The following is a 23,719-nucleotide window of genomic DNA, read 5'->3' on the forward strand; positions in this document are numbered from 1 at the left end:
AACGCCCTAGTTCTGGAACCTGACCGATGATGCTGGGCTCTGACGTTTCCAGCCTGACCACGACCGCCAAGACCGCCGCCGCGCAGGGTCTGTCCATCGTCGTGCCCGTCTACAACGAGGCCGCCGGGCTCAGTGCGCTGCACCAGCGGCTGATCGATCTCGCCAAGGCGCTGCGCGCCCGCTACGGGCTTAATTGCGAAGTCGTCTATGTCGACGACGGCAGCGCCGACAACACGCTGGCAATCGCGCGTGCCCTGCCCGCCGATGGGCTCGACCTCCAGGTGGTGTCGCTGTCGCGCAATTTCGGCAAGGAGGCGGCGCTGATGGCCGGCCTCGACCATGCCCGCCGCGGCGCGGTGCTGTTCATGGATGGCGACGGCCAGCATCCGCCGACCCTGGTGGAGCAGCTGGTCGCGCACTGGATCGATGACGGCTACGATGTGGTCTACACGGCGAAGGCGCATCGCGACAATGAATCGGCGCTGCGGCGGCTGTCCGTGCGCGGCTTCTACGCGCTGATCAATTGGGGCGCGCGACAGAAGATCCCGGAGGATGCCGGCGACTTCCGCCTGCTGTCGCCGCGCGCCGCGCTGGCGCTGCGGCAATTGCCGGAGCGCAACCGCTTCTTCAAGGGCCTCGCCAGCTGGATCGGCTTCAGGCAGATCCGCGTCGATTACGAGCCGGCGCCGCGCGCGCATGGCGTCACCACCTTCAATGCCGGCCGGCTGATCGGCCTCTCGATCGAGGGCCTGACCTCGTTCTCGGTGGCGCCGCTGCGCTTCGCCAGCCTGCTCGGCGCGCTGCTCGCCGGCGTCGCCTTCCTGTTCGGTCTCTCGATCCTGTGGGAAGTGCTGACCACCGGCAAGCAGGTGCCCGGCTATCCGTCGCTGATGATCGGCATGATGACGATCGGCGGCGTGCAGCTGATCATGATCGGCATCGTCGGCGAATATATCGGCAAGATCCTCTCCGAATTGAAGGCGCGGCCGATCTACTTCGTTGCCGAGCACACCGAGAAGCATGCCGACGGCGGCGCAGCGCAAAATGCCTCCGAGCGGACCGCTGCCGAATGAGCGAAAATTCGCCGCGCCGGATCTGGCTGTGTGCTGACGATTATGGTTTGAGCGACGGCGTCAACCGCGCGATCCGCGATCTGATCGAGCGCGGCCGCCTCAACGCGACGTCGGTGATGATGGTGACACCGGCGATCGGCCGCGAGGCTGCGGCCGCGTTGCAGGCGTCGGTCGCGAAGAGCCCGCGCTGCGCGATCGGGCTGCATGTGACGCTGACCGCGCCGTTCCGGCCGCTGACGCTGCATTTCCGTCCGCTCGACGGCGACATGTTCCTGCCGTTCCCGCGGCTGCTGCGCGCCGGGCTGATGCATCGGCTCGACGCCGAGCTGGTGCATGCCGAGGTGCTGGCACAGCTCGACGCCTTCCACGAGCTGTTCGGCCGTGCGCCCGATTTCGTCGACGGCCACCAGCACGCGCAATTGTTCCCGCAGGTCCGCGACGGCTTCCTGCGCGCCGTGAAGGAGCGCGCGCCGGACGCCTGGGTGCGGCAGTGCGGCCGCGAAGGTCCGCTGGCGCGCCAGTTGGCGGCACCGAAGGCGCTGGTGCTCAACGTGCTCAGCACCCAGTTCCGGATCAAGGCGCAGCGATCCGGCTTGCATTTCAACCCGGCCTTCGCAGGTGCCTATGATTTCACCCGCGAGAATGATTTCGCGGCGCTGATGCGCGGCTTTCTGGACGGCATGCCCGGGGACGGGCTCGTGATGTGCCATCCGGGTTTCGTCGATGAAACACTTGAGAGCCTCGACCCGCTGACGACGCAGCGTGAGGCCGAGCATGGCTATCTCGCCGGCGACGATTTCGCCGCCCTGCTCGCCCTGAATAAAGTTACACTTGCCTGAGAAGGTTCACGAAATTCATCCGGTCGTATTGTCGCATACATAAATTTAATTCTGGCCCCCACTCCTTGCGCCACAAACCCCGTCCTACATCAGCCGCGCGCCGATTCGATCGACGCGATGGAGAACGCCATGACACCGCAAGAACGCCAATTGATCGACGATCTCTTCGACCGGCTCGCCAAGCTGGAGAATGCCCCGCGCGACAGCGAGGCCATGTCCGCGATCATGCAGGGCCTGCGCAGCGCGCCGAATGCGGTCTACGCGCTGGTGCAAACCGCATTGGTGCAGGACGAGGCGCTGAAGCGCGCCCATGACCGGATCCAGGAGCTCGAGGCCGCGGTCGGCCAGCCGCAGGGTGCGCAGCAGCAGGGCGGCGGCTTCCTCGATTCGATGCGCGACGCCATCTTCGGCGGACAGGGCCAGCAACCGCATGGTTCGGTGCCGCCGGTGCGCGCGCCTGATATCGGCGGCGGCCGCCCGGTCTGGAACTCGGGCCAGGCGATCCAGCAGGCCGGCGGCTACGGCCAGCCGCCGCAGCAATACGGCCAGCCCCAGTACAATCAGCCCGATGGCGGCCCGCAGCCCCCGGCCTTCGGCGGCGGTGCGCCCGGCGGCGGTGGCGGCTCGTTCCTCGGCACCGCGGCTGCGGCTGCGGCTGGCGTGGTCGGCGGCGGGCTGTTGCTCTCGAGCATCCGCGGCATGATGGGCGGCGGCGGTCACCAGTCGCTGGCCGATGCCGGCGGCCTCGGCGGCGGCTCGCGCCCGTGGGGCGGCGACCAGTCGTCGAGCGACCTCGCGCGTGACGCCGGAATCAACGATGTCGGTTCGTCCGGCCGCGACAGCGGCTCGCGCTCCGGCCTGTTCGACCAGGCCTCGAACAACAACAACGACGACAATTACAACACCGATCACGATTCCGACGGCTTCGACAATGATGACGACGGCTTCGACGGCGGCGGAGACAATGACAGCGACTACGCGTAAGCGGATCGCTTGAACGACAAACGGCCGCTCTCATCGAGCGGCCGTTTTGATTCCGACTCAAACACGCGGTGTCATTACCCGCGCATGCGGGTGATCCAGTATTCCAGAGACCGCAGTGCTTGAGCCGAGAGGCCGCGGCGTACTGGATCGCCCGGTCAAGCCGGGCGATGAGAGGTGGGGATGGGTCCCGGCCCACGCCGGGACGACGCGGATTTCGTAACCCATCGTTCTGCTTCGCGTTCGGCTACACACTCACATCACGACGACCTTGGCGCCGACATTGACGCGGCCGTAGAGGTCGATCACGTCCTCATTGCGCATCCGGATGCAGCCGGACGAGACGTTGGTGCCGATCGTCCAGGGCTCGTTGGAGCCATGGATGCGATAGAGCGAGGAGCCGAGATACATCGCGCGGGCGCCGAGCGGATTTTCCGGGCCACCTTCCATGTGCCGCGGCAGATCGGGGCGGCGCGCCAGCATTTCCGGCGGCGGCGTCCAGGCCGGCCACTCCTTCTTCGCCGAGATCGTCTTGACGCCGGCCCAGGTGAAGCCGGGCCGTCCGACGCCGATGCCGTAGCGCAGCGCGCGGCCGTCGCCCTGCACCAGATAGAGGAACTTGTTCGGCGTATCGACCACGATGGTACCGACGCCTTCCTTGCCGTGATAGTCGACCAGCTGCTTTTCATATTGCGGATCGAACGGACGCTGCGTCGGATCGCCCATGGCCTCTTGCTGCTGACGGATCATCTGCTGCTGCGGATCCATCGGCGGCAGCCCCTGGCGGTTGCCGTAATAGCCCGGCTGCTGCTGATACTGCTGCGGCGCATAACCCTGCGACGACGGCGCATCGCCGAACAGGAATTCGATGAAGCCGCCGCCCATGTTGGAGCGCTGCGGCTGCACATAGGCGGTGCGCATCGGCGCCTGCGGTGCGCCCTGGTTGGCGTAGATCACGGTGGGCTCGGACGGAGCCTGCGCGTCGATCGCCATGGCGGAATGGGGAATTGCAATAAGCGAAGAGGCGCCGACGAGCAGCGCAAGCGTGGTTTTCCTGAACATCGACGTACTCTGTACTGGTTTCGTCGTGACGTGATGCGCGGACGGAGCGCATAGGGCCCCGCCGCACGTGGTCAATAAGCAATGAAAACCGCATCGGTTTGGTAAACGGAATCGCCGTTTCGATTCACCACGTCGCCAACCGCATGCCGTTTTGTGGGACAGCGTTTATTTTGCGTGAACGCCGCGGCGACATGGTTAATCGGCGGTATCGCCGCGATTGCGCGTTGTCCGCGCAAACTGTTCCCGCGTGAACCTGACGTTAAATCACCTCTCGCTAGAACGGACCGCAGTGAAGGGGCGGGAATGAAAATCATGTCAGTGAAGCGCAAGCGTTTTCGTGTCGAGCAGGCGATGGGTGAAGTGGTGATGCCGGAGCCGGAAGTGGCAGGCGGCGGCGACCTCGGTCCGATGCATCGCGAGATCATGGCCGAGCTTCGCTCGATCCGCGCCCAGATGGCCGCCGCACCCGCGCAGCGCACCGGCGACAGTGTCGATGCCGCGGTTGCCCGCGAAGTCGCCGAGACGCACGCGCTGCTCGAGACCTACCGCGCGCAGGTCGAGCAATGCGAGAAGCTCAAGGTCGAGCTCGACCTCATCCATGATGCGATCAGCCGCACCAAGCGCGAGATCGCCGTGCTGCACGGCAAGAGCTTCAACGGCGAGGAGATGGCCAAGGTCAATGGCGAGCTCGGCGCCGTGGTCGGCGGCACCGAACAGGCCACCCAGCAGATCCTCGAGGCGGTGGAAGCGATCGACCAGGCCGCGAGCGCGCTGGCCAACAACGTCACGCCCGACCAGCAGAAGCGGCTCAGCGAAGACATTCAGGAGCGCGTGGTCTCGATCTTCGAGGCCTGCAACTTCCAGGACCTCACCGGCCAGCGCATCAGCAAGGTGATGCAGACGATGAAGTTCATCGAGCAGCACATCAACGAGATGATGAACATCTGGGGCGGCGTCGACGCGATCAAGACCCACGTCCCGCCGATCGTCGACACCCGCGAGGGCGATGCCCGCCTGCTCAACGGCCCGAAGCTCGACGGCGACGCCGGCCACGCCTCGCAGGATGATATCGACGCGATGTTCAACTGAGGTCAGGTCAGAGACAAACGAGAACGCCGGTCCTGAGGGCCGGCGTTTTTGTTTGAGCGGTAGCCCGGGCTCCAAGCTGCGCGATCGGCACCTGCGTCCATTTCTAGAACTTCGCGACCTTTGACATGGATCAAGCCATGTCGAGGCAGGTGAGCGATCCGTCAGAGCCCTCTCTCGACCACATGCAGTTTGTGCCAATTGCGACAGCCGGAAATCTGCTGGCAGCCTTGCTGTCGCCGACGCATACTGTGTGTGAGGGAAATTGTCATGCATATGCCGGGAGCCAACATTAGGTGCCGGGTGCATGGGACTTCCGGAGCAAATCCGGTCGCCCCCGGTTGGGGCTTGTACTTCCACTCAGCATATCATCACAGGTTTGCCGCCGCTCGCCGCGCACATCCGGCGAGGTGAAGTCGGCATCTCTCGGAGGCTGCCGAAGCGCGAGGCGGTCTTTTGTAGCTGTGACGATGAGCGGCGGGTTTTCATTCGTGCGGATCGCCTGCGCCTTGTGATCGGATCCCTGATTTGGGGGGGAGCTACTGGAGTAACTCAACACTGGAGATTCAACATGACGCGAAGAACTGTCAGGACTACTGCAATTGCGCTCTCGACATTCGCTTGTGCGGCACTGTTCTCCATCACCTGGTCCGAGCAGGGCGGCATTTCGGCGTCGGTCGAAAGCGCCCAAGCACGGGTGGGCCGACCGCTGACGCCTGTCAGCGTCGCGGGCGTTGCGCGGCGTCAAAACCGGCGCGCCGCGTACGGATACGGAGTTGGCGCGGGTATCGCCGCTACGGCAGCGGTGGCCGCGGCGGCTGCTACAGCGCCGGCCTATGCCGGCTGGGGCGCCAACGACTGGACCAATTCATATGCCGCCCAGACCGATCCACACTATGGCCAGCCTTACTATCCGGCACGAGCCTACCATGGGGTCAGTCCGTATTACGGCTATGCCGGATGGGCGGACTACAAGGCAGCCAATGGGATCGGCTGCGAGCCCGGCACGATGACGAAGATGGCTGACGGCCGCATGTACGTCTGTCAGTGAGGTCGGCGCAATGGCATCACGGGGGCGGCTCAGCGAGCCGCCCTCTTGGCCTTCTTGATGTAGCAGACCGGTCGCGCATGGCGACGGAGCACGCCGTGCGTTGATCCACGTCAGCAATCACCAATGTCTCGCCACTGACGACAGTCCGGGCCACATCTTGAGCGGCTCCGTCGCCTTTCGATTCGTGTGCGACCAGAGGATCACCATGCATCGGACGAACATTCATTCGACCAAGTCCGTGATCTGGCCGCCCCTTCGCTACGTGAACACATCACGCGTCAACGGCGCGAACCGCGTGAAGCTCCTCGTCAACGACGCTGACCCATCTGCGTCAATTGGTCGAGTTCCTCAACTTGTATGAAGCAATGCAGGGTTGTACGTTCCGTTGCGCGCTCCAGCAACAGGAACGCCTGCAACCTGCTGCAAGCGGTTCATTATGCCGATTGAGTTGCCGCAGGACGCAATTGGTTCTCAAACGCCATTATGGGAGGGAACAATGTCAATTGCTCACGTACTTGTCGCGTTGTCCTCGATTGCTGCTGTTCTGACGGCTGGCAATGCCCAGGCTCAGAGCATGCCACCGGAAGGGCCTGTCTCGGTCACATTCGTTGCAACACCAATCCCGCCGCCAAAGCCGATGGCTGTCGGCGGCGGTCGAGAGTTTGACCTGCTGAACCAGGCGATGGCGGCGGTGAACGACGCCGGAAATCCTGTGCTCAATAACATGGGTGGACGTTGCCAGTTCAGTCGGCTCAGAGACACGTCGGCGAAGACCGTCGAAGTCCACGGGTTCTGTAATTACGTCGACAAGGACGGCGATCAAACATTCGAACAATGCGATTTCCTGCCGGGGCAACCCAACAAGTGCACCATCACCGGCGGGACCGGCAAATTCGAAGGGCTCCAGGCCGAGCTTGTCATTTCCATCGAGCCTCTCAAGAGCAATTTCGAAGGCATTGGTCAGGTCATTGGCCACAAGAAGGGTACGTATCGGTTGGCAAAGACAAACTGATACACCCGGCCGCGTCGTCGTTGACGCCGGCGCGAGCCGGCAGCAAGCGCTTCCGCGCGGAATGTGATTACCTCGATGGAGCGATTGCCCCATCCAGGGCTGACCAAGTACCGTTGTCAGCGACGGTTGTGATCGGATGGTCCGGCGGATGTACCCGTGGCCGATGATCTCGAACGGCCCCGACGTGGATATCGTCGGGGCCGTTTGCTTGAGGGCGCGATCACGTAAGCAGGTTCAGGCTGAGAGCGCCGCTGCATAATCACGTAGAGCGATTTCACATGACGTCGGATCGCACCCGGCGTTGATCTACGTCAACACCATTTGACCCATGCCACTCATATGCTGGGCCGCGCATGAAGCGGCTCGACCATCTTTCGGTCGGCCGCGATGAGGAGGATCACCATGCATCGGACGAACCTTTTTTCGAGCAGGTCGATGACGGTTGCGGGGATTGCGGCCAGCCTCGCATTGGGGGTTGCAAGTGTCGCTCTCACTCCAGCACCGGCCAAGGCCGTCGTTTACTGCACCTATGTCGGTTATCCGGTAGGCTGCGTGGCGCGGGCAGGCGTCGTGCTCAGGCCTCGTCCGGTGGCGCGCGCGGCAGTTCGACATAACGTGGGCGGCAACATGAATGGCGGCGTCAATCGCGTTGGCGTGCGGCGGTAAGACGGTCGCGCATCTCGACCATCGGCGGCCGACAACAAGCCAGGTTCGTCCCTTGAGGTTCGTCCAGGGACGACAGAAAACGCCGGCCTTCAGGGCCGGCGTTTTCTGTTGTCCGGTCGGAGGTCCGTCTTCCGTCGCCACGAGCTCGAGGACAGGTTCGGACTCGCGGAGGGAGACCCCTCACCCGGATCGCATGGGTATGCGATCCGGCCTCTCCAACAAGGGGAGAGGCGGACCGCCGACGTGGCACTAGCCGCGGATAAACTGATACCCCGCCGTTACGCCCTTGGCGCGCAGCGGACGTAGACCATGTTGCCGTAGCGGGTGGCGGCGTCCTTGTCGACGAAGCGGGTGATCAGGACCCTGCCGTCGAACGAGATGATCTCGCGGTCCTGCTCGCCGGGCACCGGTCCGGGCGGGCCGATATAGTTCTTGCCGCTCGGGGAACCCTTCAGCCGCAGTTCCTGCGGGGTGGCCTGGTCGGCCAGATGCATGATGACGCCGCCGTTCTGGCCGGCACCGATCACGTAAGGCTGCTTGCACTGGCCGCGCGCGGCGGCCTCGGTGCGGGCGCGGTCGGCGGGATTCTGGAACGAGGCGAGACCCCAGCGGCCGACGATCTCGTCGGGGCGGATGCTCGCCGGCATCTCCGGGGCGACCCCGGGTTCGACGGGCGCCGGCTCGGGGTTCGACGACAGCGACGGCAGGCTCATGCTGCCGCACGCCCCCAAAAGTGTCGTCAGCGCCGAAACAGCCGCGAACCGTGCGACCAATCGCGCGTTGAGTGACCTGATCATATGTATCCCCCGACTATGGTCCCGGCCGCACCCGTCCTGCAGCCAAGCGTAAAACTTAAGACGGAGCAATGACGTCTGACAAAATTACGTCATCGCTACGATTTGGTTTCTGGTCCACCATCCTATATTGGCCTCACCAAGGCCTTAACCCCTTTGCTTGACAGAAACTGTGCCAAGCCATATTTCCGGGCCCACAATTAGCACTCTCGCACCACGATTGCTAACTGCGCCGGGCGTCCTGCCCTGCGCCGACCGGGCCGGCATCCAACGCCGGTCTCGATGAACCGGACCTGAAACCGAGCCTCCAAGAGGGAACGTCATGGCTAAATCCACCTTCCGCCCACTGCACGACCGCGTCGTGGTCAAGCGTATCGATGCCGAGGAGAAGTCCAAGGGCGGCATCATCATTCCGGACTCGGCCAAGGAGAAGCCGTCGCAGGGCGAGATCGTCGCCGTCGGCCCGGGTGGCCGCGACGAGGCCGGCAAGCTGATCCCGATCGACCTCAAGGTCGGCGACCGCGTGCTGTTCGGCAAGTGGTCGGGCACCGAGGTCAAGCTCGACAACCAGGAGCTCCTGATCATGAAGGAGTCCGACATCATGGGCGTGCTGGCGTAACGCCAATCCATCGAGAGCCCGCCTCTCGTTCCTCTGTCATGCCCGGACTTGATCCGGGCATCCATCAAGCTTCGAAAGAGTCTTGCAAGGACGATGGATTGCCGGGTCAAGCCCGGCAATGACGGGCGCAGTTGCCGGGTGACCGCACACAATCATTCCAGGAGTTCAAATCAATGGCTGCCAAGGACGTAAAATTCGCCGGAGACGCCCGCGACCGCATGCTGCGCGGTGTCGACGTGCTCGCCAATGCCGTGAAGGTGACGCTCGGCCCGAAGGGCCGCAACGTCGTCATCGAGAAGTCGTTCGGCGCTCCCCGCATCACCAAGGACGGCGTCACCGTCGCCAAGGAGATCGAGCTCGACGACAAGTTCGAGAACATGGGCGCGCAGATGCTGCGCGAGGTCGCTTCCAAGACCAACGACACCGCCGGTGACGGCACCACCACCGCGACCGTGCTGGCCCAGGCCATCGTCCGCGAGGGCGCCAAGTCGGTCGCCGCCGGCATGAACCCGATGGACCTCAAGCGCGGCATCGACACCGCGGTCGCCGCCGTGATCAAGGACATCGAGAAGCGCGCCAAGCCGGTCGCGTCCTCGTCGGAAGTTGCCCAGGTCGGCACCATCTCGGCCAATGGCGACGCCGCGATCGGCAAGATGATCGCGCAGGCGATGCAGAAGGTCGGCAACGAGGGCGTCATCACCGTCGAGGAGAACAAGTCGCTCGAGACCGAAGTCGACATCGTCGAGGGCATGAAGTTCGATCGCGGCTACCTCAGCCCCTACTTCATCACCAATGCCGAGAAGATGACCGCCGAGCTCGAGGATGCCTACATCCTGCTGCACGAGAAGAAGCTGTCCGGCCTGCAGTCGATGCTGCCGGTGCTGGAAGCGGTGGTGCAGTCGGGCCGTCCGCTCCTGATCCTCGCCGAGGACGTCGAGGGCGAGGCGCTGGCGACCCTGGTCGTCAACCGCCTGCGCGGCGGCCTCAAGGTCGCCGCCGTCAAGGCGCCGGGCTTCGGCGATCGCCGCAAGGCGATGCTGGAGGACATCGCGATCCTGACCGGCGGTCAGCTGATCTCCGACGACCTCGGCATGAAGCTCGAGAACGTCACGGTCAACATGCTCGGCCGCGCCGGCAAGATCGTGATCGACAAGGAGAACACCACGATCGTCAAGGGCGCCGGCAAGAAGAAGGACATCGACGCCCGCGTTGGCCAGATCAAGGCGCAGATCGAGGAGACCACCTCGGACTACGACCGTGAGAAGCTGCAGGAGCGCCTCGCCAAGCTTGCCGGCGGCGTTGCCGTCATCAAGGTCGGCGGTGCGACCGAGGTCGAGGTCAAGGAGAAGAAGGACCGTGTCGAGGACGCGCTGAACGCGACCCGCGCCGCGGTGCAGGAAGGCATCGTACCGGGCGGCGGCGTCGCCCTGCTGCGCGCCAAGAAGGCGGTCGGCCGTCTCACCAACCCCAATGCCGACGTCCAGGCCGGCATCAACATCGTGCTCAAGGCGCTCGAAGCTCCGGTTCGCCAGATCTCGGAGAACGCCGGTGTCGAGGGCTCGATCGTGGTCGGCAAGATCCTCGAGAACAAGTCGGAGACCTTCGGTTTCGACGCCCAGACCGAGGACTATGTCGACATGGTCGACAAGGGCATCATCGACCCCGCCAAGGTGGTGCGCACCGCCTTGCAGGACGCCTCCTCCGTGGCCGGCCTGCTGGTGACCACCGAGGCCATGGTCGCCGAAGTGCCGAAGGACGCAGCGCCGGCGATGCCGGGCGGCGGCATGGGTGGCATGGGCGGCTTCTGAGCCCCCCGCTCATCCGCATCGAGATCGAAGGCCGCCTCCGGGCGGCCTTCTTTTTTTGCAGTTTGATTACGATCGAGACGTAAGGATCATCGCATGTCCCGCGACGCCAAATCACTGACGTCAACGCTGGCGCTGTTCTACGCGATCGGCGCGGTGCTCGCGTTGGGCGCCTATGTCCAAGGCAGCATCGATGACTTCGCGGCGGTCTTGACGTTCTGGTTCAAGCAAACGGTGACGTTCGTGGTGCTCGGCGCGGGTTACGGCCTCTATTGCGTCATCGCCGGCTCGATCGGTCATCGTCCAAAAGCGCCGCTGCGATTTCTGGACATATCGTTCCTGGCCGCCGCGGCCACGCTCGGCGTCGGCATGCTGGTCCGCAGTTGAGCACAAAAATCGTAGGGCGGATTAGCGAAGCGTAATCCGCCGAGATACCGCGCGTGATCGGCGGATTACGCCTTCGGCTAATCCGCCCTACCGGCTGAATTCGACGGCACGCTAGGCCACGCACACGCCCGGGACCGCGACCTTCTGGAACAGATGCGGCGATGCCACCGCCGAGGCCGGATAGGCCGAAAGCTTGGCCCTGAACTCCGGGTTCATGAAGGCGGCACGAAAGGCGGCGGTGGATTCCCAGACCGCGTAATTCAGGTAGGCCGGGCTGTCGCCGAGCGCGCGGTGCAGCTGGGTCGAGATGAAGCCGGGCTGCCGCTTCATGATGTCGGCATCGTCCTGCCAGGCCTTCAGGAAGGTGTCCTCGTCAGCCTTGTCGAGCGTGAAGAGGTTGACCAGCACGACGTTGCTGGCTTCGACCGCGAGCTGGCGGTCGATCGGAAATGCGGGGTCGAGGGGGCGCATATGCGGCATGGTTGGCTCCGTTGAATTGGTGCTATGATGTCATTCCGTTATGATGGATACATATCGATATTGACATTATGATGTCAATATACTCCTATGGTGACAAATGCCGCAGACCAAGCGAACCCCGGCGGGCGAAGCCCTGAGCAGCCTGATTCTCGACCTGTTCCGCCTCAACAGCCTGCTGTTCACATCAGGCGACCGGTTGGTGGCCGGGCTCGGGCTGACCAGCGCGCGCTGGCAGATCCTCGGCGCCATCATCGCCACTGAGCGCCCGCAACCGGTGGCGTGGCTGGCGCGCGACCTCGGCGCGGCCAGGCAGAACGTGCAGCGGATCGTCAACGACCTCGAGAGGGACGGACTCGTCACATTCGAGACCAATCCGCATCACCGCCGCGCCCAGCTCGTGGTGCTGAGCGATAAGGGACGCCAGGCCTTCGACGCCGCCATGCGCCTGCAATTGCCCTGGGTGAACAATCTCGCCGACGGACTGTCGCTGAAGGATATCGAAACCGTGGCTCGCGTCGTCGCGACGCTGCGCGGCCGACTGGAGAACGGCGAGGAACCTGACGAACGCGGATGACGCACGGCACGTCTGCGTTCGTCATGAAAGTGCCAAAGGTCAGGTCGGTCGAAATGCGAGAACCGCCGTTAGGCGGCCTTCTTTTTTGCGCAATGACAGGGAGGTTTGCTAGTTACGGCGGAACCGATTCTGCCCTTCGAGGACTCATCGTATGCGCGCGCTCCCGCTCCTGCTGCTCGGTCTTGCCGTCGCCTCGGCCCCTGCCCTCGCCCAGATCAAGCTGCAAACCAAGCCGGCACCGTCGAACGGCCCCGAGACGCGCTATTTCACCTCGATCGACGGCCTGATGGACGGCAATGCCGACGTCGTGCTGAAGGAGACCCGCCAGGGCAAGACCGTGACCGCGGCGGTGCTCGACGTCTGCTATCCCGCCGACAAGAGCTCCGACCGCAAGGACCGCTTCGTCGCCAACCTGACCGTCAACGGCCAGACGCTGTCCGGCACCACCCAGAGCGTCGCCGACAAGCAGCCGGTCACGATCAAGCTGAACCGCAAGCAGACCGGCGACGGCTTTGAGTTCCGCGGCCAGATCACGATCGGCCAGACCGTGACCGAGGTGGCATCGACGGACAACTCCGATCTCAGCGAGAAGGAATTCCACGACAACCAGGCCACCGAGGACGGCATCACGCCGCAGCCGAAGGATTTCACCGACGTTTCGCCGGAGTCGATCGGCGTGCGGGTGAAGCTCGATGCAGCAGCGGATTTCCTCAAGAGCCTGAAGGGCGAGGCCGTCGAGATCGGCACCTCCAGCCTCGCAGTGACCTGCGATGCGCTGCGCTCCGGCGAGCAGACCATCAACCTCACCGTCGATCCCGAGCGCGCCAGCGCGCTGCTCGCCAAGGCGAAAGCAGCCCCGGGCGTGACGGCAGCCGGCTGGACCAGCGGCGTGGTCGAGATGGACCGCACCATCCGCTTCGCCGCCGCCGACTGGAGCAGCGGCGACAAGGTCAACAAGGACAAGCTGGCAACCGCGATCGCAGGCGTGCTGGCGAAGACGCTTGCCGCAAAGCCTGCGTCTGCGACCTGGAATGCGAATACCGGCAAGCTCAAGCTGGTGCTGAAGCGGCCCAGCACGATCTACCCTGTGCTCGGCCTCACCCAGAATTACGAAGTCACCGCCCTCGTCTCACCGGATAAGCCCGGCAGCTCGGACAAGTTGATGCTGTGGGTCTCGAGCCCCACCGTCTCGACGTCGGACGACAGCGCCGGCGCCAAGCTGAACCTGTCAGACGACTCCAGCAGCGACGAGGAAGGCAGCGAGACCAAGGACGACAACGGCGCGATCGACGCGCTGCTCAAGGAATTCAAGGGCCAGCGCTGGGACGCCGACAAGTCGGTGTGGCGGTAAGGCCGCCGCTCTTAGGCTGCCCTCGTCTTCAGCGGCACAACATTGTCGCGCACCGGCTGCGGAGCTGCGTCCGGGCCGGACTGAAGCATCCCGTCGCTTCTGACAAACAATTCAGAACGAGGCTCGATCGCGGCGCGATCGAATAGCGCCCGCAGCTCGGGACGAAGTCCGTCGCCGCGCAGCGCGGCGATCGCATCGAAATGACGCATGATGGTCTCCTGTGTGATCGCGAAGACGTTCGCGCGTCGGTGTTGTGCAAACCACCCGCTTCCCGATTCCACGACGGCGTTCGCGAAGCGGCGCTAAGCGCCATGTCGACAAAGCGGAATCTCGTCTGAAGCTCGATCGCGAGCCCGATCTGAAATCGGGTGGCTCGACACACGCCTCCAAATGTTCACTGCGCGCATCGACAGAACGCCGGCCGCGATACCGGCAACGCGCAAATGGAGACGAACAGATGTCAGAGGACAACAAGACCGTGGTCGGCCGATGGTTCAAGGAGTTCTGGGGCAATCCCTGGAATCCGCGCATCATCAACGAGCTCGCAACGGCCGACATCGTCGTGCACTACCCGATGCACGAACCGAAGAAGGGCCGCGCCGCGGTGACGAAGTTCATGACCGAGTTTCGCGAGGCGTTTCCGGATCTCAATTTCTGGGGCGTCGGCGATCTCGTCGCGGAAGGCGACCTCGTCGTCGGCCGCTGGGAAGGCGGCGGCACCCACACCGGGCCTGCGTTCAGCGACTTCCGCCTCGGCTCGCTGCCCGCAGCCTCCGGCCGCAAGATGACGTTCGCCGGCACCACCGTGCTGCGCGTGCAGGACGGACGGATCGCCGAGGAGCTCGGACAGGAAGATGCGATCACCGCCATGCTGCAGCTCGGCCTCATCCGCCTGCCCGAACAGGACGGCGCAGCGGCGCGGCCGGGCGGCGAATTGCCGGCCGGCTGGAACAACATGCCGGGATATCCGGAGGGGCCGCGCTGAACACGGCCGCACGGCCTGGCGTCAATCGACGATCGCATCATCACTACCCGAACGCGGTTACCACCGCGGTCGGGTAGCGCAAACCAGCGGCGCGATGAAATTGAAGGTCTCTAAGCCGACGGCTCGCTGGATGGATTCCAATGTTGCTGCGCCGGCATCGCATCTCCTGATGCAATGCCGGCGCAGTTTGTTCGCAGCAACTCCACATCACCCCTGAAAGATCAGGCATGTCGTCGTGCCATGGGCGAGCAGCCGCCCCTTCGCGTCGGTGACCCTGCCTTCGGCAGTGCCGACGCGGCGGCCGCAATTGAGCACATGGCCCTCGGCGCGGATCGGGCCGGTATCGGGCGTGATCGGACGTAGCAGCGAGATCTTGAACTCGAGCGTGGTCTGGCTGGTGCCGGCATCGAGCGTCGATTGCACTGCAAGTCCCATGCAGCTGTCGAGCAACGTCGCGGTGAGGCCGCCATGCACGGTGCCCGCCGGATTGAGATGCGCATCGGTCGGCACCAGCGTGACGACGACGCGGCCGTGTTCGGCTTCAGTGACGTCATAACCGAGCGTCCGCGCGATGGTGTTGAGCGGCAAGGCGCCGGAGGCGAGCCCCTGGACGAACTCGAGCCCGCTCATCCTGAGTTTCTGTTCAGCACTGACGGTGCCGTAGCTCTTTGCCATTGCTGATCTCCATCGGGTTCATTGCATCGTGACGTCTGACGGCCGCTTCCGTCGCAGCGAGGCGGGCGAGCGTCCGTAGAGTTTTGCGAAGGCGGCGTTCATGCGCCTTGGACTGGAGAAGCCGGCGCGCTGCGCCACCAGCGCGAGCGGAAGCTCGCTGCCGTCGATCAGGCGCTTGGCGCGCTGCACGCGCAACGACAGCGCAACCTGCAACGGCGAGGCATCGAGGTGCTCGGCGAACAGCCGCGACAGATGCCGCGCGCCGATGCCGAGCCGATCGGCCAGCGCTCCGACATCGCCGCGGTCGAGCGCGCCCGCTTCGATCAGCGCCAGCGCACGTTCGACGGTGGTCCTGGTGCCCTTCCACGCCGGGCAGAACGGCGCCGCCTCGGGACGGCAGCGCAGGCAGGGCCGGAAGCCGGCGCGCTCGGCCGACGCCGCGCTGCCATAGAACCGCACATTGCGGGCGAGCGGCGTGCGGGCGCGGCATACCGGGCGGCAATACACGCCCGTGGTCTTGACCGCGACGAACACGACGCCGTCCCAGGCCGGATCGCGGCGTTGAAAAGCTTCATACTGTGCGGCGAAGTCGAGCATGCCTTCGCTATAAACGCGGCCGCCCACCGCGACGACCCGGTTTGCGGAGACGACGTCCGGAAACGACCGCTGCATGCGCCGCCGCTCCCGGGCGCATGTCACATCACCGTGACGCGGTTTGACGCCTCAGCGCGGCACGTGATACGGCGTCTCTGCCGAAAATAGGTATGGCCGGATTGGTAAGCCCGGCCACTTCCCGAGACGGGAAGACTAGCCCGCCGCTTTGCGGTGAGACCCACGGCCGGACAGAGTGACGAGACCGTCACGCTGCCGGTTGGGTCATGCGCGTCACCATTTCGGCCCTTCCGTCGGCTTCGGCGTCGTCACCGTCCGTTCCTCAAACCCGAACGGATGAACCATGCAACTGAAACATCTCAATCTCGCGACCTCGGATGTCAGCGACCTTGCCGCCTTCTTCCGGCGCTTCTTCGCCTTCAAGAGCCTGCTGGAGCGCGGCTCCACCTTCACCATCCTCGGCAATGACGACGGCTTCGTGCTCACCTTGATGCGGCTGAAGCCGAGCGATCCGCCGGCCTATCCCGAGACCTTCCATCTCGGCTTCTATGTCGCGGACCGCGCCGCACTTGCGGCCAAGCGCGATGAGCTTGCCGCCACCGGCCTGTCGCCGCAGCAGATCCAGGAGGCCGGACGCTCCGGACGCGGCGCGCATTTCTACTGCACCGCGCCCGGCAACATCGTCGTCGAGATCGCCACGGCGCCGGAGCTGCACGAGGCGTAGGCCCGCACGCGAACGCCCCGGATCAGAGGCGCTTGGTCATGAACAGGCTGAGCGGATCGGGCGCGTAGCCGCCGAACGGCGGGCATTCCCGGTAGCCGGCGGCGCGATAGAGCCCGATCGCCTCCGGCTGCCGGATTCCGGTCTCCAGGCTGATGCGCACGATCTGCCGGCTGCGCGCCGCGTCTTCCAGCGCGTCGAGCAGGCGGCGGCCGAGCCCGTGGCCGCGCGCATCGGCACGCACGAACATCCGCTTCATCTCGGCATGATCAGGCGCGATGCGACGGAAGGCGATCGAGCCGAGCACGTCGCCCCCGCGCCGCGCGACGAGGAAGACGGTGCCCGGGACGGCGAGCGTCTCGACCGCGGCGAGGTGATTGCTGTCAGGCGGATACAGCGCCTGCATGTAGGCGTCGGACAGATCGATCAGCCGCCGCACCTCCAGCTGCCGCGGGTCTTCGGGAGCGATGCTGACGTCAGGCTTGTGCATCTCTGGCCGCAATGCAGGATCGTCGTCCGGATTGTCGGCCGCCCGCACCGGCCCGTCAATTTACGGGGGCCTGCGACCAAAAGACTTCGTGCTGCCGCAGTTCGGTCACCGAAAATTAAGGCTCGATTTAGTTTCGAGGATCATCCTTTGCGTCACCGAACACAGGTCACGCCATGCAAGACCGCGAGCCGATCAGTGCTGCGAGCATCTGGCCAACAGATGTGACGGAGGGTCATTCGCCGGCGCAGACGGCGGACCTCTGGGACGTCTCAGGCGAAAACCACGACGCAGCCCTGCTGTTGCGGGAGCCGTTTGCCGATCGTATCGGCACCGCGCTGCTGGCGGCCACGGCGCTCGCCGCAAGCTTCGTGCTGGGATGGACCGGCGGCGCCAACTGGCACGACTTCGCAACGCCGGCGCCCGTCCCGATGGCCCAGAAGGAAGCGCCTGCCCCGCACGTTGCGGAGGCGCCGCCGAGCCGGAGGAGCGAGGGGCCGCGGCGGACCGCCTCCAACGCCGAGCCGTCGGTCACCGGCAGCATTCCCAAGACCGCTCCCGCCAATCCGCGCCCGCAGGTTCTGGGCGCGGCGCCCACGACGCTCAGTGCGCAAGCCGCCGCGCTGGCGCCGAAGCCGCAGCTCGCAGCGGGGCCGGAGACGCGGCCGAGCACCATCCCCGGATGGTCGGTGGTCGAGGTCCGCGACGGCACCGCCGTGCTCGAGGGGCCGGAAGGCGTCAAGATGGCCGCGCGCGGCGACGTCGTCCCCGGCCTCGGACGGGTCGATTCCATCGTGCGCTGGGGCAACCGCTGGATCGTCGCCACCGCGAGCGGACTGATCGCGACGCCCTGAGCGGCGAGTAGAGATTAGTTGCTGTTGATCACGAAACGCAGCGACTTGCTTCCGATGAACGTGACCTCGTCACCGTGCCGCCGCCAGCTCGTCATGTCGCCGAGCACAGTGAGCAGATCCTTGTCGGCCTGCGCCCGCTCCGGCGTGCAGGTGCGGTTCTCCATCGCACCGGGAACGAAGACGATGGTGTTGCCGGCAACCGAGAACTGGCCCTTGCCGCCGTCGCACCACAGCTCGAGGATCACCTCGCCATTGTCGCCGACCTCGATCGAGGGAATCCGCTTGGAGCCGGGCATGCGCGCGGCATCGAGCGTCATCACGAAGCCGAACGGGAATTCTTCCTGGGCGTGAGCCGGAACCGCGGCGAGCGCCGCGGCAAAGAGCGCTAACGCGGCCATGCCGCCGTTCAAAATCCGCTTCATCGACTGATGCCATTCCCGGGAATTGCGATGCCGCCCTTCTATGGGACGAGACCAGGATTGGCCAGCTTGCCGGTGCAAGAAAAAGCCCTTGAAAAGCAAAATCCCCGCGGGCTCGCGCCCGCGGGGATCTCGTTTGGGCGACGCCTCGCCTCGTTATTTCAGGACCATCGCGGTGAACGGGTACACATAGGCCTGCAGGGTCACGAACAGGCCGACCAGACACGCCAGCACGATCGAGTGCAGGAACACGTAGCGCAGGATCGATCCTTCGTGGCCGTACCAGTTGGTCGCGGTCGAGGCGACCACGATCGATTGCGCGTCGATCATCTTGCCCATCACGCCGCCCGAGGAGTTCGCCGCCGCCATCAGGACCGGCGACAGGCCGAGCTGCTCGGAGGTGATCTTCTGCAGATTGCCGAACAGCACGTTTGAGGCGGTATCCGATCCGGTCAGCGCCACGCCCAACCAGCCGAGCAGCGTGCCGAAGAAGGGATACAGCACGCCGGTCGCGGCGAAGGCGAGACCGAGCGTGGCGTCGACGCCGGACAGCCGGGTCAGCGTGCCGATCGCCAGCATCGCCGAGATCGTGATCAGCGAGATCGCGCAGAGCCGGATGGTGCGGCCATATTCGGCGATCAGCTTGAGCGGCGAGAAGCCCATCAAGAGACCCGAGATGATCGCGGCGATCAGCATGCCGGTGCCGGTGAACGACAGATAGGTGAAGCCGAACACGGCGCCTTCCGGCGTCGGCTTGGCGGCCACCGGCGGCACCTTGAAGATCAGCTTGTCGAGCTCGGGGACCGGATAATTCCAGACGAAGTTGGCGTTCGCCCAGGTCTTGAAGGCGCCATTGCCCCAGATCAGCATCAGGATGCAGACGATGATCCACGGCAAGAGCGCGCTCCACAATTCGCCCTGGGTCAGCGGTGTCTTGTCGAGCGGCGGCGCGGCCGCCATCGTCGCGGCCGATTCATCGCGGCCGCGCAGTGCCGGCGACAGCCAGAGCTGCCGCGGCTGCCAGACCTTGAGGAACAGGATCAGCGCCCCCATCGAGATCAGCGAGGCGCCGATGTCGACGATCCAGGGGTTGATGTAGTTCGAGATCACATATTGCGGGACCGCGAACGACACGCCGGTGACCAGGATCGCCGGCCACACCTCCTTCATGCCGCGCCAGCCCGCGAACGCCCACACCACCCAGAACGGCACGATCAGCGAGAACAGCGGCAGCTGCCGGCCGACCATGGCGCCGAGGATGTAGGGATCGAGCCCGGTGACCGAAGAGAGGCCCTGGATCGGGGTGCCCAGCGCGCCGAAGGCGACCGGGGCGGTGTTGGCGATCAGCGACAGGCCGGAGGCTGCGAGCGGCGAGAAGCCGAGCCCGATCAGCACCGCGCCGGTGATGGCGACCGGGGTGCCGAAGCCCGAGGCGCCCTCGAAGAACGCGCCGAACGAAAACGCGATCAGCAAAAGCTGCAACCGCCGGTCCTCGGTGACGCCACCGACCGCGCGCTTCAACAGCTCGAACTTCCCGCATCTCACCGTGACCTGGTAGAGGAAGATGACGTTGAGCACGATCCAGCCGATCGGGAAGAACCCGGTGATGACGCCGAGCAGCGTGGCGCGGATCGACATGTTGGCCGGCATCGTGAAGATGAAGATCGTGATCAGGTTGGTCACGATCACGGCGATGATGGCCGCGATATGCGCCTTCACCTTGCCGCTGGCGATCAGGACCAGCAGCGTGACCACGGGTATCGCGGCTGCGACCGTCGACAGCCCCGCATTGCCCAGCGGATTGTAGATTTGATTCCAGGTGTTCATCTCGGGTCCTCCCCACGTTCTTATGCAGCGCGCCAGCCTCGGTGCAGGCAGGCGCCGCTGGTGCGATTGCGGGAGTCCGTCGGAATAGTTGCAGCCCCGGCTCGCGAATGAACGATCGGTAAGGATCGCTCACATCCTCGCGAAAAATCGAAGGTCCCCCGCCCCTCGCCGTTGTCGTCATGCTAGGGTTGACTCGATCGCCGGGACAAGCCAACGCTTGCATGCCAGACCTACGACTTTAGTCGAGGAACGCCCTGATTGTCCCGAATCTTCAGGCCTTTGCGGCCCCTTCCCCGGAGACGATAATCTGTGAACAACATTCGCTCGACGCTCGCGACCGTGTGGCGCATCGCCTCGCCCTATTTCAGCTCCGACGACAAATGGGCAGGCCGCGGGCTTTTGGCCGCGGTGGTGGTCATCGAACTCGCCACCGTTTTTCTGACCGTGCTGTTCAACCGCTGGAACAATGTCTTCTACAACGCACTGCAAGAGCGCGATCAGGCGGTCTTCACCTATCAGATCGGCTATTTCTGCGTGCTCGCGGCGTTCTGGATCGGCCTGAAGGTCTACCAGCTCTACCTCAATCAATGGCTGCAGATCCGCTGGCGGCGCTGGATGACCACGCGCTATCTCGGCGGCTGGCTGCACGATGCCAACCACTACCGCATGCAGTTGCTCGGCGATGCCGCTGACAACCCGGACCAGCGTATCGCCGACGACACCCAGCGCTTCGTCGAGCAGACCCTTACGCTCGGGATCGGATTGTTGAGCTCCGTCGTGACGCTCGCGTCCTTCGTGGTCATCCTGTGGGGCCTTTCCAATCAGGCGCCGCTGCATCTGTTCGGCAACGACATCGGGATTCCCGGCTATCTGGTGTGGGGCGCGCTGGTCTACGCGACGCTCGGAACGGTGTTGACCCATTTGATCGGCCGGCCGCTCGTCGACCTCAACTTCCGACAGCAGCGGTTCGAAGCCGATTTCCGCTTCAACCTGGTACGGACCCGCGAGAACGCCGAGCAGATTGCACTGCTCGGCGGCGAACCGGCCGAGCGCACGCGATTGCTCGATCGCTTCGGCTTCGTGGTCGGAAACTGGCTCAGCATCATGCAGCGAACCAAGAAGCTGACCGCGTTCACCGCAACCTATTCGCAAGCCGCCGTGATCTTCCCCTATGTGCTGATCGCGCCGGCCTATTTCGCCAACAAGATCCAGCTCGGCGGCATGATGCAGACCGCCTCCGCCTTCAGCAGCGTGCAGGATTCACTGTCGTTCTTCATCACGGCCTACCGGACGCTGGCCGAATGGCAATCGGTGGTCGCCCGTCTCGATGGCTTCGAGAACTCGATCCGCGGCGGCGATGCGCTCGCGCAGCGGCAGGACATCATCCACGTCAAGCCCGCGGGCGGCGACACGATCGATCTCGACGATCTCCTGGTCACGCTGCCGGACGGCAAGCCTTTGCTCACGGCTGACGGCTTCAGCCTCCGCGACAATGAACGCACCCTTGTCACGGGTCCCTCCGGTGCCGGCAAGTCGACGCTGTTCCGCGCGGTAGCCGGCATCTGGCCGTTCGGCCGCGGCGCAGTCCAGGTCCCAGCCAACGCCAGCCTGATGATGCTGCCGCAGCGTCCCTATCTGCCGATCGGCTCGCTGCATGACGCCGTCGTCTATCCGGGCGAGGCCGCGCAATTCGACGCGGGACGGGTCCGCGAGGTGCTCACTGCCGTCGGCCTGCCGCAGCTGGCGGCGCGGCTCGGCGAGGAGGCGCACTGGAACCGGATGCTGTCGCTCGGCGAGCAGCAGCGGCTCGGCATCGCCCGCGCGCTGTTGCATCGGCCGCAATTCCTGTTCCTGGACGAAGCGACGGCCTCGCTCGACGAACCGTCGGAAGCCGCGCTGTACCGGCTGATCGCCGAGAAGCTGCCCGGCACCACCGTGGTTTCGATCGGCCACCGCGCGACTCTGGAGGCCTTCCATCAGCGCAACGTCACGCTGGTCCGCGACGGCGACCGCTTCACCCTGCGCGACAAGGTCGAGGCCACGGCGTCGTAGGCCAAGCGGAGTCAGGGCCGAGGGCGCGGTTCACCTCTCCCTTGGGAGAGGTCGATTTGCGCAGCAAATCGGGTGAGGGGTCACGGTCTATCGAGAGAGCAAGAACCCTCACCCGGCGCTTCGCGCCGACCTCTTCCCGGCGGGGAGAGGTGAAAATCGAAGCCGCGGCACTGGCCGCCGAAAACCGATCGTCCAAACAAAGAGGGCGGCAGATTGCTCTGCCGCCCTCTCGGTCTCCGGAAGGAGAGATTACTTCAGGCTGGATGCCGCCGTCAGGTCGACCGAAAGCTTGGCGATGCCGGCCGCGCCGCACCAGTTGGAGCCCGTGCCGAGCGGATTGATCGGGGTGACGTTGGTGGTTCCGCCTGCGGTGAAGTCGCTGGTGAAGGCGCTGCAATTGCCCTTCGACAGATCCGTGTCGGAGTAGCGCAGGTCGAGCGTGAACACCTTGTAGGTGAAGCCGATGCCGATGTTCCAGGTGTTGTAGTCGGCATACTTGATGCCGTTCGGGAACGCCGGAACGCCGTAGAAGCTGTCCGAGGTGCCGAGCCACTGCCGGCCGAACTCACCCGAAACATACATGCCGACGCCGCTGGTGCCGAACACGGTGCTGGGCGCCGTGTACTTGCCGATGATCGACGAGTAGTTGCCCCAGGCGCCGGTGTTGAGGAAGTTCGGCGAGTAGTACTCGTTCAGGGTGAACGCCCAGTTGTCGTTGATGGTGTAGGTGACCTTGCCGTAGACTTCGAAGAACGACACGTCCTTCTTCATCACGTTGCCGTTCGGCAGGAAGTTGGCGGCGCACTGCGGGCTGAGCGGGTTGCCTGCGGTGTCGGCGGCGGCGCCGAAGAAGCAGGTTCCACCCGGATACAGATAACCCCAGACACCGATGTCGAAGGCGAAGGCGCCGAAGGTCGGGCGGATACCGCCGTAGACGTCGACTTCGGCCGCAGCGCGGTTGGCGAAGGAGATGCTTTCGGTCGACGTACCGATGTAGAGCTGCAGGTCCTTGTTGACGTTGTAGCGCGGCTCGAAATAGGCGGTGACCGACGGATTGTGGTTGGACTGGGTGACACCACGGAAGATGTAGTCGTTCATGATGCCTGCGCCGAAGGCGATGTCCCAGGGATCGAACGGAGCCGGCGGCGGCGCCTTGACGGCCTTCACCGCCATGTCAGCTGCCATTGCCGAGCTCGAAATCATTGCTAGCGCCGTTGCTAACAAAGCCAGTTTCTTCATGACGATCCCCATCTACTTTTCCAAACAGCCCGGCTCCGGTGGCCCCCCAGGGCGCGCGATAGCGGACT

Annotated in this window: 26 protein-coding genes; 16 read left to right on the forward strand and 10 right to left on the reverse strand. The window is 64.7% G+C overall.

What is annotated here, in order from left to right; translation table 11 throughout:
- Positions 1 to 26: 26 nt before the first annotated feature.
- From BI327_RS30165 to BI327_RS30175, 3 genes are all read left to right on the forward strand, one after another.
- Positions 27 to 1,073, forward strand: a complete 1,047-nt coding sequence (locus BI327_RS30165; protein WP_076864927.1) for a glycosyltransferase family 2 protein — start codon at positions 27 to 29, stop codon at positions 1,071 to 1,073.
- Positions 1,070 to 1,912, forward strand: coding sequence for a ChbG/HpnK family deacetylase (locus BI327_RS30170; RefSeq protein WP_076864928.1), 843 nt, complete (start codon positions 1,070 to 1,072; stop codon positions 1,910 to 1,912). Before BI327_RS30165 ends, BI327_RS30170 begins: the two co-directional genes overlap by 4 nt.
- 129 nt (positions 1,913 to 2,041) lie before the next feature.
- Entirely contained in the window at positions 2,042 to 2,896 is an 855-nt protein-coding gene (locus BI327_RS30175; RefSeq protein WP_076865462.1) for a DUF2076 domain-containing protein, read from the forward strand.
- Positions 2,897 to 3,148: 252 nt separating this feature from the next.
- Here BI327_RS30175 and BI327_RS30180 read toward each other — a convergent pair whose 3' ends face one another.
- A complete protein-coding gene (locus BI327_RS30180; protein ID WP_076864929.1) occupies positions 3,149 to 3,955 on the reverse strand; it encodes a L,D-transpeptidase in 807 nt (268 codons plus the stop codon).
- Between the two features lie 312 nt (positions 3,956 to 4,267).
- On the opposite strand from BI327_RS30180, the gene BI327_RS30185 reads away from it, so the two are divergent.
- The 4 genes from BI327_RS30185 to BI327_RS43310 all read left to right on the forward strand — a co-directional run bounded on the left by BI327_RS30185 (position 4,268) and on the right by BI327_RS43310 (position 7,770).
- Positions 4,268 to 5,044, forward strand: coding sequence for a protein phosphatase CheZ (locus BI327_RS30185; RefSeq protein ID WP_076865463.1), 777 nt, complete (start codon positions 4,268 to 4,270; stop codon positions 5,042 to 5,044).
- 568 nt (positions 5,045 to 5,612) lie between these two features.
- Positions 5,613 to 6,092: a hypothetical protein gene (locus BI327_RS43305; protein ID WP_245334980.1), complete on the forward strand. Its 480-nt coding sequence runs from the start codon at positions 5,613 to 5,615 to the stop codon at positions 6,090 to 6,092.
- A 496-nt stretch (positions 6,093 to 6,588) separates the two neighbouring features.
- Positions 6,589 to 7,104, forward strand: coding sequence for a hypothetical protein (locus BI327_RS30195; protein ID WP_076864931.1), 516 nt, complete (start codon positions 6,589 to 6,591; stop codon positions 7,102 to 7,104).
- A 387-nt stretch (positions 7,105 to 7,491) separates the two neighbouring features.
- A complete protein-coding gene (locus tag BI327_RS43310) occupies positions 7,492 to 7,770 on the forward strand; it encodes a hypothetical protein (RefSeq protein WP_245334981.1) in 279 nt (92 codons plus the stop codon).
- A 278-nt stretch (positions 7,771 to 8,048) separates the two neighbouring features.
- On the opposite strand, the gene BI327_RS30205 is transcribed toward BI327_RS43310, so the two are convergent.
- On the reverse strand, positions 8,049 to 8,567 hold the full coding sequence (locus BI327_RS30205; protein ID WP_076864932.1) for a hypothetical protein: 519 nt from the start codon (positions 8,565 to 8,567) through the stop codon (positions 8,049 to 8,051).
- Positions 8,568 to 8,886: 319 nt separating this feature from the next.
- Between BI327_RS30205 and BI327_RS30210 the strand changes: the two genes are divergently transcribed.
- From BI327_RS30210 to BI327_RS30220, 3 genes are all read left to right on the forward strand, one after another.
- Positions 8,887 to 9,183 carry a co-chaperone GroES gene (locus BI327_RS30210; protein ID WP_018269780.1) on the forward strand — a complete coding sequence of 99 codons (297 nt, stop codon included), beginning with the start codon at positions 8,887 to 8,889 and terminating at the stop codon, positions 9,181 to 9,183.
- Positions 9,184 to 9,356: 173 nt separating this feature from the next.
- Positions 9,357 to 10,991, forward strand: coding sequence for a chaperonin GroEL (gene groL / locus BI327_RS30215; RefSeq protein WP_076864933.1), 1,635 nt, complete (start codon positions 9,357 to 9,359; stop codon positions 10,989 to 10,991).
- A 93-nt stretch (positions 10,992 to 11,084) separates the two neighbouring features.
- Positions 11,085 to 11,375, forward strand: a complete 291-nt coding sequence (locus tag BI327_RS30220; RefSeq protein WP_076864934.1) for a hypothetical protein — start codon at positions 11,085 to 11,087, stop codon at positions 11,373 to 11,375.
- A gap of 111 nt (positions 11,376 to 11,486) precedes the next feature.
- Here the strand turns inward: BI327_RS30220 and BI327_RS30225 are convergent, their stop codons facing one another.
- Positions 11,487 to 11,855, reverse strand: a complete 369-nt coding sequence (locus BI327_RS30225; RefSeq protein WP_076864935.1) for an antibiotic biosynthesis monooxygenase family protein — start codon at positions 11,853 to 11,855, stop codon at positions 11,487 to 11,489.
- A 97-nt stretch (positions 11,856 to 11,952) separates the two neighbouring features.
- Between BI327_RS30225 and BI327_RS30230 the strand changes: the two genes are divergently transcribed.
- Positions 11,953 to 12,429: a MarR family winged helix-turn-helix transcriptional regulator gene (locus BI327_RS30230; protein ID WP_076864936.1), complete on the forward strand. Its 477-nt coding sequence runs from the start codon at positions 11,953 to 11,955 to the stop codon at positions 12,427 to 12,429.
- Positions 12,430 to 12,580: 151 nt separating this feature from the next.
- Complete coding sequence (locus BI327_RS30235; protein ID WP_076864937.1) at positions 12,581 to 13,780, forward strand: hypothetical protein; 1,200 nt, start codon at positions 12,581 to 12,583, stop codon at positions 13,778 to 13,780.
- An 11-nt stretch (positions 13,781 to 13,791) separates the two neighbouring features.
- Here BI327_RS30235 and BI327_RS30240 read toward each other — a convergent pair whose 3' ends face one another.
- On the reverse strand, positions 13,792 to 14,061 hold the full coding sequence (locus BI327_RS30240) for a hypothetical protein (RefSeq protein WP_143271713.1): 270 nt from the start codon (positions 14,059 to 14,061) through the stop codon (positions 13,792 to 13,794).
- A gap of 176 nt (positions 14,062 to 14,237) precedes the next feature.
- On the opposite strand from BI327_RS30240, the gene BI327_RS30245 reads away from it, so the two are divergent.
- On the forward strand, positions 14,238 to 14,765 hold the full coding sequence (locus BI327_RS30245; RefSeq protein ID WP_076864939.1) for an ester cyclase: 528 nt from the start codon (positions 14,238 to 14,240) through the stop codon (positions 14,763 to 14,765).
- A gap of 207 nt (positions 14,766 to 14,972) precedes the next feature.
- On the opposite strand, the gene BI327_RS30250 is transcribed toward BI327_RS30245, so the two are convergent.
- Both BI327_RS30250 and BI327_RS30255 read right to left on the reverse strand, forming a co-directional pair.
- On the reverse strand, positions 14,973 to 15,440 hold the full coding sequence (locus tag BI327_RS30250; RefSeq protein WP_076864940.1) for a PaaI family thioesterase: 468 nt from the start codon (positions 15,438 to 15,440) through the stop codon (positions 14,973 to 14,975).
- An 18-nt stretch (positions 15,441 to 15,458) separates the two neighbouring features.
- Entirely contained in the window at positions 15,459 to 16,037 is a 579-nt protein-coding gene (locus BI327_RS30255; protein WP_076865465.1) for a bifunctional transcriptional activator/DNA repair enzyme AdaA, read from the reverse strand.
- Positions 16,038 to 16,395: 358 nt separating this feature from the next.
- Here BI327_RS30255 and BI327_RS30260 point away from each other — a divergent pair, with 358 nt between their 5' ends.
- A complete protein-coding gene (locus BI327_RS30260) occupies positions 16,396 to 16,776 on the forward strand; it encodes a VOC family protein (protein ID WP_076864941.1) in 381 nt (126 codons plus the stop codon).
- A gap of 22 nt (positions 16,777 to 16,798) precedes the next feature.
- On the opposite strand, the gene BI327_RS30265 is transcribed toward BI327_RS30260, so the two are convergent.
- Entirely contained in the window at positions 16,799 to 17,263 is a 465-nt protein-coding gene (locus tag BI327_RS30265) for a GNAT family N-acetyltransferase (RefSeq protein ID WP_076865466.1), read from the reverse strand.
- 221 nt (positions 17,264 to 17,484) lie between these two features.
- Here BI327_RS30265 and BI327_RS30270 point away from each other — a divergent pair, with 221 nt between their 5' ends.
- Entirely contained in the window at positions 17,485 to 18,114 is a 630-nt protein-coding gene (locus BI327_RS30270) for a hypothetical protein (protein ID WP_143271714.1), read from the forward strand.
- A gap of 14 nt (positions 18,115 to 18,128) precedes the next feature.
- Here the strand turns inward: BI327_RS30270 and BI327_RS30275 are convergent, their stop codons facing one another.
- Together BI327_RS30275 and BI327_RS30280 are read right to left on the reverse strand one after the other, a co-directional pair.
- Entirely contained in the window at positions 18,129 to 18,536 is a 408-nt protein-coding gene (locus tag BI327_RS30275) for an META domain-containing protein (RefSeq protein WP_076864943.1), read from the reverse strand.
- 153 nt (positions 18,537 to 18,689) lie between these two features.
- The gene (locus BI327_RS30280) at positions 18,690 to 20,360 is read right to left on the reverse strand and encodes an L-lactate permease (protein WP_076864944.1); all 1,671 of its coding nucleotides are present in this window, start codon (positions 20,358 to 20,360) and stop codon (positions 18,690 to 18,692) included.
- Positions 20,361 to 20,669: 309 nt separating this feature from the next.
- On the opposite strand from BI327_RS30280, the gene BI327_RS30285 reads away from it, so the two are divergent.
- Entirely contained in the window at positions 20,670 to 22,412 is a 1,743-nt protein-coding gene (locus tag BI327_RS30285) for an ABC transporter ATP-binding protein/permease (protein ID WP_076864945.1), read from the forward strand.
- A 249-nt stretch (positions 22,413 to 22,661) separates the two neighbouring features.
- Here BI327_RS30285 and BI327_RS30290 read toward each other — a convergent pair whose 3' ends face one another.
- Complete coding sequence (locus tag BI327_RS30290; protein ID WP_076865467.1) at positions 22,662 to 23,651, reverse strand: TorF family putative porin; 990 nt, start codon at positions 23,649 to 23,651, stop codon at positions 22,662 to 22,664.
- Positions 23,652 to 23,719: the final 68 nt, after the last annotated feature.

It is taken from the genome of Bradyrhizobium mercantei (assembly GCF_001982635.1).
In the GTDB taxonomy this organism is placed as follows: domain Bacteria; phylum Pseudomonadota; class Alphaproteobacteria; order Rhizobiales; family Xanthobacteraceae; genus Bradyrhizobium; species Bradyrhizobium mercantei.

Excerpts from the sequence above, each read along its gene's own strand:
- BI327_RS30165 (WP_076864927.1), top strand. The coding sequence starts at position 27 with ATGATGCTGGGCTCTGACGTTTCCAGCCTGACCACGACCGCCAAGACC.
- BI327_RS30170 (WP_076864928.1), top strand. The coding sequence starts at position 1,070 with ATGAGCGAAAATTCGCCGCGCCGGATCTGGCTGTGTGCTGACGATTAT.
- BI327_RS30175 (WP_076865462.1), top strand. The coding sequence starts at position 2,042 with ATGACACCGCAAGAACGCCAATTGATCGACGATCTCTTCGACCGGCTC.
- BI327_RS30180 (WP_076864929.1), bottom strand. The coding sequence starts at position 3,955 with ATGTTCAGGAAAACCACGCTTGCGCTGCTCGTCGGCGCCTCTTCGCTT.
- BI327_RS30185 (WP_076865463.1), top strand. The coding sequence starts at position 4,268 with ATGTCAGTGAAGCGCAAGCGTTTTCGTGTCGAGCAGGCGATGGGTGAA.
- BI327_RS43305 (WP_245334980.1), top strand. The coding sequence starts at position 5,613 with ATGACGCGAAGAACTGTCAGGACTACTGCAATTGCGCTCTCGACATTC.
- BI327_RS30195 (WP_076864931.1), top strand. The coding sequence starts at position 6,589 with ATGTCAATTGCTCACGTACTTGTCGCGTTGTCCTCGATTGCTGCTGTT.
- BI327_RS43310 (WP_245334981.1), top strand. The coding sequence starts at position 7,492 with ATGAGGAGGATCACCATGCATCGGACGAACCTTTTTTCGAGCAGGTCG.
- BI327_RS30205 (WP_076864932.1), bottom strand. The coding sequence starts at position 8,567 with ATGATCAGGTCACTCAACGCGCGATTGGTCGCACGGTTCGCGGCTGTT.
- BI327_RS30210 (WP_018269780.1), top strand. The coding sequence starts at position 8,887 with ATGGCTAAATCCACCTTCCGCCCACTGCACGACCGCGTCGTGGTCAAG.
- groL (WP_076864933.1), top strand. The coding sequence starts at position 9,357 with ATGGCTGCCAAGGACGTAAAATTCGCCGGAGACGCCCGCGACCGCATG.
- BI327_RS30220 (WP_076864934.1), top strand. The coding sequence starts at position 11,085 with ATGTCCCGCGACGCCAAATCACTGACGTCAACGCTGGCGCTGTTCTAC.
- BI327_RS30225 (WP_076864935.1), bottom strand. The coding sequence starts at position 11,855 with ATGCCGCATATGCGCCCCCTCGACCCCGCATTTCCGATCGACCGCCAG.
- BI327_RS30230 (WP_076864936.1), top strand. The coding sequence starts at position 11,953 with ATGCCGCAGACCAAGCGAACCCCGGCGGGCGAAGCCCTGAGCAGCCTG.
- BI327_RS30235 (WP_076864937.1), top strand. The coding sequence starts at position 12,581 with ATGCGCGCGCTCCCGCTCCTGCTGCTCGGTCTTGCCGTCGCCTCGGCC.
- BI327_RS30245 (WP_076864939.1), top strand. The coding sequence starts at position 14,238 with ATGTCAGAGGACAACAAGACCGTGGTCGGCCGATGGTTCAAGGAGTTC.
- BI327_RS30250 (WP_076864940.1), bottom strand. The coding sequence starts at position 15,440 with ATGGCAAAGAGCTACGGCACCGTCAGTGCTGAACAGAAACTCAGGATG.
- BI327_RS30255 (WP_076865465.1), bottom strand. The coding sequence starts at position 16,037 with ATGCTCGACTTCGCCGCACAGTATGAAGCTTTTCAACGCCGCGATCCG.
- BI327_RS30260 (WP_076864941.1), top strand. The coding sequence starts at position 16,396 with ATGCAACTGAAACATCTCAATCTCGCGACCTCGGATGTCAGCGACCTT.
- BI327_RS30265 (WP_076865466.1), bottom strand. The coding sequence starts at position 17,263 with ATGCACAAGCCTGACGTCAGCATCGCTCCCGAAGACCCGCGGCAGCTG.
- BI327_RS30275 (WP_076864943.1), bottom strand. The coding sequence starts at position 18,536 with ATGAAGCGGATTTTGAACGGCGGCATGGCCGCGTTAGCGCTCTTTGCC.
- BI327_RS30280 (WP_076864944.1), bottom strand. The coding sequence starts at position 20,360 with ATGAACACCTGGAATCAAATCTACAATCCGCTGGGCAATGCGGGGCTG.
- BI327_RS30290 (WP_076865467.1), bottom strand. The coding sequence starts at position 23,651 with ATGAAGAAACTGGCTTTGTTAGCAACGGCGCTAGCAATGATTTCGAGC.